The 5,451-nt window shown below is 41.3% G+C and carries 5 protein-coding genes; all 5 read right to left on the bottom strand.

The annotated features are described in order from the left end of the window. Nucleotides 1-193: 193 nt before the first annotated feature. Entirely contained in the window at nt 194-1,081 is an 888-nt protein-coding gene (locus EJA10_RS23060) for a helix-turn-helix domain-containing protein (RefSeq protein WP_125482349.1), read from the bottom strand. A gap of 97 nt (nt 1,082-1,178) precedes the next feature. Continuing rightward, on the bottom strand, nt 1,179-1,346 hold the full coding sequence (locus EJA10_RS23625) for a hypothetical protein (protein WP_170169231.1): 168 nt from the start codon (nt 1,344-1,346) through the stop codon (nt 1,179-1,181). A gap of 1 nt (nt 1,347) precedes the next feature. Beyond that, nucleotides 1,348-2,601, bottom strand: coding sequence for a Ger(x)C family spore germination protein (locus tag EJA10_RS23055; protein WP_125482348.1), 1,254 nt, complete (start codon nt 2,599-2,601; stop codon nt 1,348-1,350). After that, nucleotides 2,576-3,685 carry a GerAB/ArcD/ProY family transporter gene (locus EJA10_RS23050; RefSeq protein WP_125482347.1) on the bottom strand — a complete coding sequence of 370 codons (1,110 nt, stop codon included), beginning with the start codon at nt 3,683-3,685 and terminating at the stop codon, nt 2,576-2,578. The genes EJA10_RS23055 and EJA10_RS23050 overlap by 26 nt, the downstream gene beginning before the upstream one ends. A 3-nt stretch (nt 3,686-3,688) precedes the next feature. Beyond that, the gene (locus EJA10_RS23045; RefSeq protein ID WP_125482346.1) at nt 3,689-5,233 is read right to left on the bottom strand and encodes a spore germination protein; all 1,545 of its coding nucleotides are present in this window, start codon (nt 5,231-5,233) and stop codon (nt 3,689-3,691) included. Nucleotides 5,234-5,451: the final 218 nt, after the last annotated feature.

Genomic DNA, 5,451 nt, shown 5'->3' with positions numbered 1-5,451 from the left:
CTACCTTTGTTTCATCCTTTGAATGCTGGGATGGAAGATCTCCAAAAGTTGAGTTTTCAATTGAATGCTGTGATGGAAGGTCCGCGAGTTGAACAGTCACTGCGTTCAACGCAAATGCGCCAGCAAATACGGCTGCCAAAGCGGTTAATGATAGAACTTTCTTCATATTTTTCCTCCTCTGCTCCTGTATGAGTCAGCAGTATTTCAGTAATTTTTCCATTTCAGTTACTACCAAACTAGCAAACTTCTCATTTTTCTGCAGTTTAAATATTGTCACTGCTTTTTCCAAATAATCCTTACCTTTTTCTAATTTACCCAATTTAATACAATTCATGCCTGTTTGGTAATGAAGTTCTCCAAATAAATACATATTTTCTTCATATATACAATTATCAATTCCCTTGCTGCAATAAATCAAAGATTCTTCATACTTCTCCAGCTTTGATAATGCCTGTGCCAGTCCGTACAAAATTCGGAGCCAAATGCTTGAATCCTGCACTTGCGGCAGCTTTGTCAGTTCATTTAACGCATCAAGGAACACTTCGACTGCCCTGTCAAGATTGCCGCTGTCCTTTTCGATGATTGCCACACTCGTCAATATTTCAATTTCACGTTCAGTCAGGTTTGACTTTTCTTTATTTGTCATCGACAATGCTTCGTATAAGAACGAAACCGACTTATCCTTATCTTCCTCGAGGTAATAAGTGCAGATTCCTTTATGCCACACTAAAAACTGTTTAAACGAAGTATGCAAAAACAATGGATTTTCTTGTTCTTTTTGGATGATCTCATGAATTGCCGCATAGTCCCTGTCTCTTTTATATTTATTAATCAAATCCGTTACAGCGATTGCATAGTTATATGTATCTGTCGAGGCAAAATCGAAAAAGTGATTCAGTTCCACGTCCAGCTTTAAGGCGATTTTGTACAGCTGGTCAATTGTTGGATATTTTTCTTCCTTTTCAAAGCTTATGATATCCTCTTCAGAACAAATCTCCTCAGCCAATTCAGCCGCAGTCATATTTTTAAACGTTCTTGAAGATCTGAGAATTTCTCCGAAGTTATATCCAACCAGGCTCATCCCCTACACCCCATTTAGCATTAATAATATCTATATTATCACAATGTTGTAAACTTTTGAAAATCCGAATAACAAACCAGGAAAAATAGCTCCTGGTTTAAAAGAGATTCTTCACATAGGTAAAATAAGGAAGAATCAGACTGACAACGGAAAGCATAATCACCACAATCGCTCCTGACTTATTTTTTTGTTTCCATAGAGTCACGCCAAAAGCAATAGAGTACAGGCAGACGAGTCCAGCCGCTCCCCAAATAATCCACAGCATCTTAATCCCTCACTTCCCGCATCTCAGGCAATTTAGTCTGACGGCCAAATTCACCAAATCGGATATCGACACTCACATTGATTTCTGCATCCGGGTAGGACTTCATCCAGTCATAATCGCGAAACTCCTTAAGTGTCCCAAACTCTCTCCTCACTGGAATCGACAAATGGAAGGTGTCCCCTTTGAGTTCTTCCTGGGTCTTTTTTATGAATTTATTTAGGTTTTCTTCAATTTTAACTGTCATAGACTCCTTCAATTCATCTACTTTCTTCTTATTCTTGGCGTAGTTGATCATACTTGGGTCGGTCAGGATCTCAATGAACAAGGGTACTTTTATATCGATGATTGTTCGTCCCGACTGTTGTTTAAATTTATATACATTGTTTCTGATTTTCGAAAACCTTACAGATAGTCGATACCTTTCATTGAAGGGATCCTGGAATGTCGTCTTAAAGTCTTGAAGATATAATGTAGGATCAAGCAAGCTTGAAATTCGTGTCTCTTCTCCGGTAATCTTGCCAATCATGATGCCCTCCTTAAACACGGCGGAACCGATGAATTGAGCATCATTCGTTTGGCCTTCAATATGAATCTCACCTGCCATGAAGTTATCGTCTGATAAATTATGATTCCCATTCTCTTTTTCAGTTGTCGCGTAAATCGCCAGAAACAAATCAGAATCAGTTTCTGCTATGCGAAAAAAATCATTAAGGTCCGTATCAGGAATCAATCCCGTCTCTTTGCCCCTGCCAATCATAAATTCGAAAAATTTGTGGGGCCGCGTCTCCAGTTTCGGCTTATTGTTCGAGATGAATTTTTGGGCACTCTCCTTTGTTACGAGCAATTCTGTACTTCTTTTAATTTCCCGATCCTTCGCTGCGCTGTAAATCCATCGGATGAAATCAGGCTTTTTTGCCAAACTCTCTGACACCATGATCAACCTAAGCAGGTCATAGGAGATCTCTTTGGAAATAACTGTATTGGCAGTATTCCGTGATGTTATAAAGTCATCTGCAATCAAAGTGATGATTTCTTGCGGTGCTTCCTGTGTTCCTCCGCCTGTCTGCTGGGACCCTACCTCAGGATTTGCAATCAGGTAGGTTACCTTTATCTTGCCCTCCTGCTCATGCGGGTCAAGGCCGATTCCAATCACATAGGCTTTTTGGTCCAGTTCCTTCTTGTCCCAGCAGCCAGTCAGTGCAAGGATGAGGCTTATCCATATCGTGAGTTTAGCTAGATTCCAGAACTGTCTCATTTTTAAAATCTCCCCGTATCTTGGCAATCAGCCACATTAATGGCGGCAAGAACATGAAAGCTGGGCTAAGAATCATTAAAATCGTCTGCCTCATTGTATAGAGCAAAATAGAAGGACTATCTGGCGCAATTCCAAGAAAAATGACAATTAAAGTGATCAATGGGATTAAGTATTCAAACTCTTTAATTTTCAGGATTCCCCCAAGCATCACTGCGCTTAGATACAAATAAAAGGAAAATCTGATAAATGTGGCCACAAGCCAAAATGGGAAAAACAATGTTTCAACATTTGCCAGGAAGCCAATTTGGATATACCGGATCGTTTCGTGAAAAGGGTAGCTGAGCATTTCTGCTGTTGTATAGTCAAATAGCATCACAAATGCGGCCGTTGCCAGGCTAATTTCCGCTGTCACCATTCCCAGACCGATCAACGTTCCTTTTTTATAATCCTTAAAAGATGAAACAAGGGGAGCGATCAGCCCGATTAACAAAAAGTCGACAAAAATAGAAACATTCTTCCCTGCCGCTTTCACTACCTCCAGCCTGCTTTCCCCCCATAAAGGAAAGATAAAACCAGTGTGACCTTCCTTCAAACTAAAGAACAAGGCAACGAATAAAGTAATCTTTAAATACGGCAATAACAGCCAGGAAACAGACCCTATCTGTTCAATGCCCCTTTTTGCTCCATAGGCACACACAATCATTAATACCCCATAAATAATCAAAGACGGTGTCGTTGTAAAGTACATCGTTCCAATAATATCAACATAGATGCCTGAGTCTACAGTCAAGGCAGCTACTCCTATAATTAATATCAAAATAGAAATGAGATTCCCCAGGATTTTACCAAAAAGATAAATGAACACCTCATGCAAATTCTTATCCTTATGAGCGGAAAAAACCTTGATCAACAATAATATCGGGATAAAAGCCATTGCGCCAATTAAAAGCACGGAAATCCATCCCGCATTCCGCGCATCCTCATAGATGATCGAAGGGGTGTCATCGCTTAGCTTTGTCCCTATTGTCAGAGCAATGATAGCTATATATTCTTTGATACCAATTTTCCCTTTATTTTGTTTCATCTTTTATGTCCCATCAGTCTTTTTTTGTAAATCAGCAGGCCTTAAAAACCCTGGGCGCAGCTTTTCATTCTTGACCAGCCTCCGGAAAATCGTATCTTTGGAAGATTTATAGCTCGGTGATAATGGTGCAAGATACGGCACACCAAAGGATTTCAGCGATACCATATAAAACAGGCCGGCGACGAAAAATGCCGTCATTCCGTAGATGCCAAACATCGCAGCACTTAAAATAAAGGCAAAACGAATCAGCCTGACAGCAAAATTCAAGCTAAGATCACTGACAGCGAAGGAACTCAAGCCCCCAAGTGCAACGACGATGATGACAATCGGGCTGATGATGTTCGCTTCAACAGCGGCTTGGCCAAGTATCAAGGCCCCGACAATTCCGATTGTAGGACCAATTGGGCTCGGGACACGGAGTCCCGCCTCCCGGATTAACTCGAAGGCAGCTTCCATGATTAATATTTCTATTACTGCAGGAAAAGGAACTTTCTCACGGGTAGACGCAATTGCCAGCAATAAATCAGGTGGAATCATTTCTGCGTGAAAGGTAGTGATGGCAACATAAATGGCTGATGTAAAAATCGTGATGAATAGCGCCACCATTCTTAACGCTCTTGTGAAATTCCCATAATGGATCCTTAAATAATGATCCTCCGGACTGTGAAAAAACGACCAGAATGTTGCTGGCAAAACCAGGCCATCCGGTGAATTGTCCATCAATAAAACGATATACCCATCTTCAATGAAGGAGGCCGCCCTGTCCGGTCTTTCCGTCGTGAGGATGCTTGGAAAGAGAGAATAGCTCCTTTCCTCAATATATTCCTCCAACAGCGGCAGGTTTTGGATCGCATTTGTTTCGAGGCTCCCCAGTCTTTTTTTGATATTGTCGATCAGTTTTTCGTTGGCGAGGCCGCGGATATAAAGCATGTACACATCATTATGTGATCGCTGGGAAACTTCCACGGTTTCCACCATCAAGTTTTCATTCCTGATTTTTTTCCGAAGCAGCGAAATATTGGCGACTGCCTTTTCGTTGAACGCCTCTTTTGGTCCTTTGATAAGGATTTCATTATCAGGCTTTTCGATCGCCCTGCTTTGAAAATCAGGGCAATCCATGAGATATCCTTTTGCCTCTCCATCCAGGATCAGCAGGGCATGCCCTTTATTGATATTCTTGACCGCATCTTTAAATAGAGTGATTTCCTGCACCATTTGGATCGAGACAATGTCTTTTACCTTTTTATTGGAAGCCGTATTCTCGGTCAAAGGCTTTAGGATATTCTCTTCAAGACTTTTCACATCCGTGATGGTGCTGATAAAAATCAGGGCAGCTTCCCTATTAAAACCCTCCAGATAAAGCTCCCTAAGCTTAATATCCTTGTTATCCGGTATGCAGTAAAGTTGTTTAATTGTCGAGAGATTTTCCTGAAGGCTGTTGCTAAAGCTCTTTTCCTTCAGGTCCGCCCGATCCCCTGCCAGCTTTTCCGCCGAGGGAGGTGATTTCTTCTGCTGTTTATTGAACAGGCTAAACATTTCCTTTAGCATCGTGAACCTACTCCCCGCTTGTACGGAATCACATTTTCCTGTTCTTAACTTTTACTATTCTGCTAAATTTATGAGTGTTATTAAGGTAAAAAACATATTCTTTGCATTCATGACAGAGGGGGTGGGATAAGGTTTCAGGGTGAAGCCGCTAAAATGTCCGAAGGTGGCATGACTTCGGACAAAATCACGAGGGGATGCCGCGAAAATGTCCGAAGATG

This window comes from Mesobacillus subterraneus (assembly GCF_003937825.1).
In the GTDB taxonomy this organism is placed as follows: domain Bacteria; phylum Bacillota; class Bacilli; order Bacillales; family Cytobacillaceae; genus Mesobacillus; species Mesobacillus subterraneus.
Note: the sequence above shows the minus strand (reverse complement) of the source record. Positions and strands in the feature narration are given on the sequence as shown.

Excerpts from the sequence above, each read along its gene's own strand:
- EJA10_RS23050 (WP_125482347.1), bottom strand. The coding sequence starts at position 3,685 with ATGAAACAAAATAAAGGGAAAATTGGTATCAAAGAATATATAGCTATC.
- EJA10_RS23625 (WP_170169231.1), bottom strand. The coding sequence starts at position 1,346 with ATGCTGTGGATTATTTGGGGAGCGGCTGGACTCGTCTGCCTGTACTCT.
- EJA10_RS23045 (WP_125482346.1), bottom strand. The coding sequence starts at position 5,233 with ATGCTAAAGGAAATGTTTAGCCTGTTCAATAAACAGCAGAAGAAATCA.
- EJA10_RS23055 (WP_125482348.1), bottom strand. The coding sequence starts at position 2,601 with ATGAGACAGTTCTGGAATCTAGCTAAACTCACGATATGGATAAGCCTC.
- EJA10_RS23060 (WP_125482349.1), bottom strand. The coding sequence starts at position 1,081 with ATGAGCCTGGTTGGATATAACTTCGGAGAAATTCTCAGATCTTCAAGA.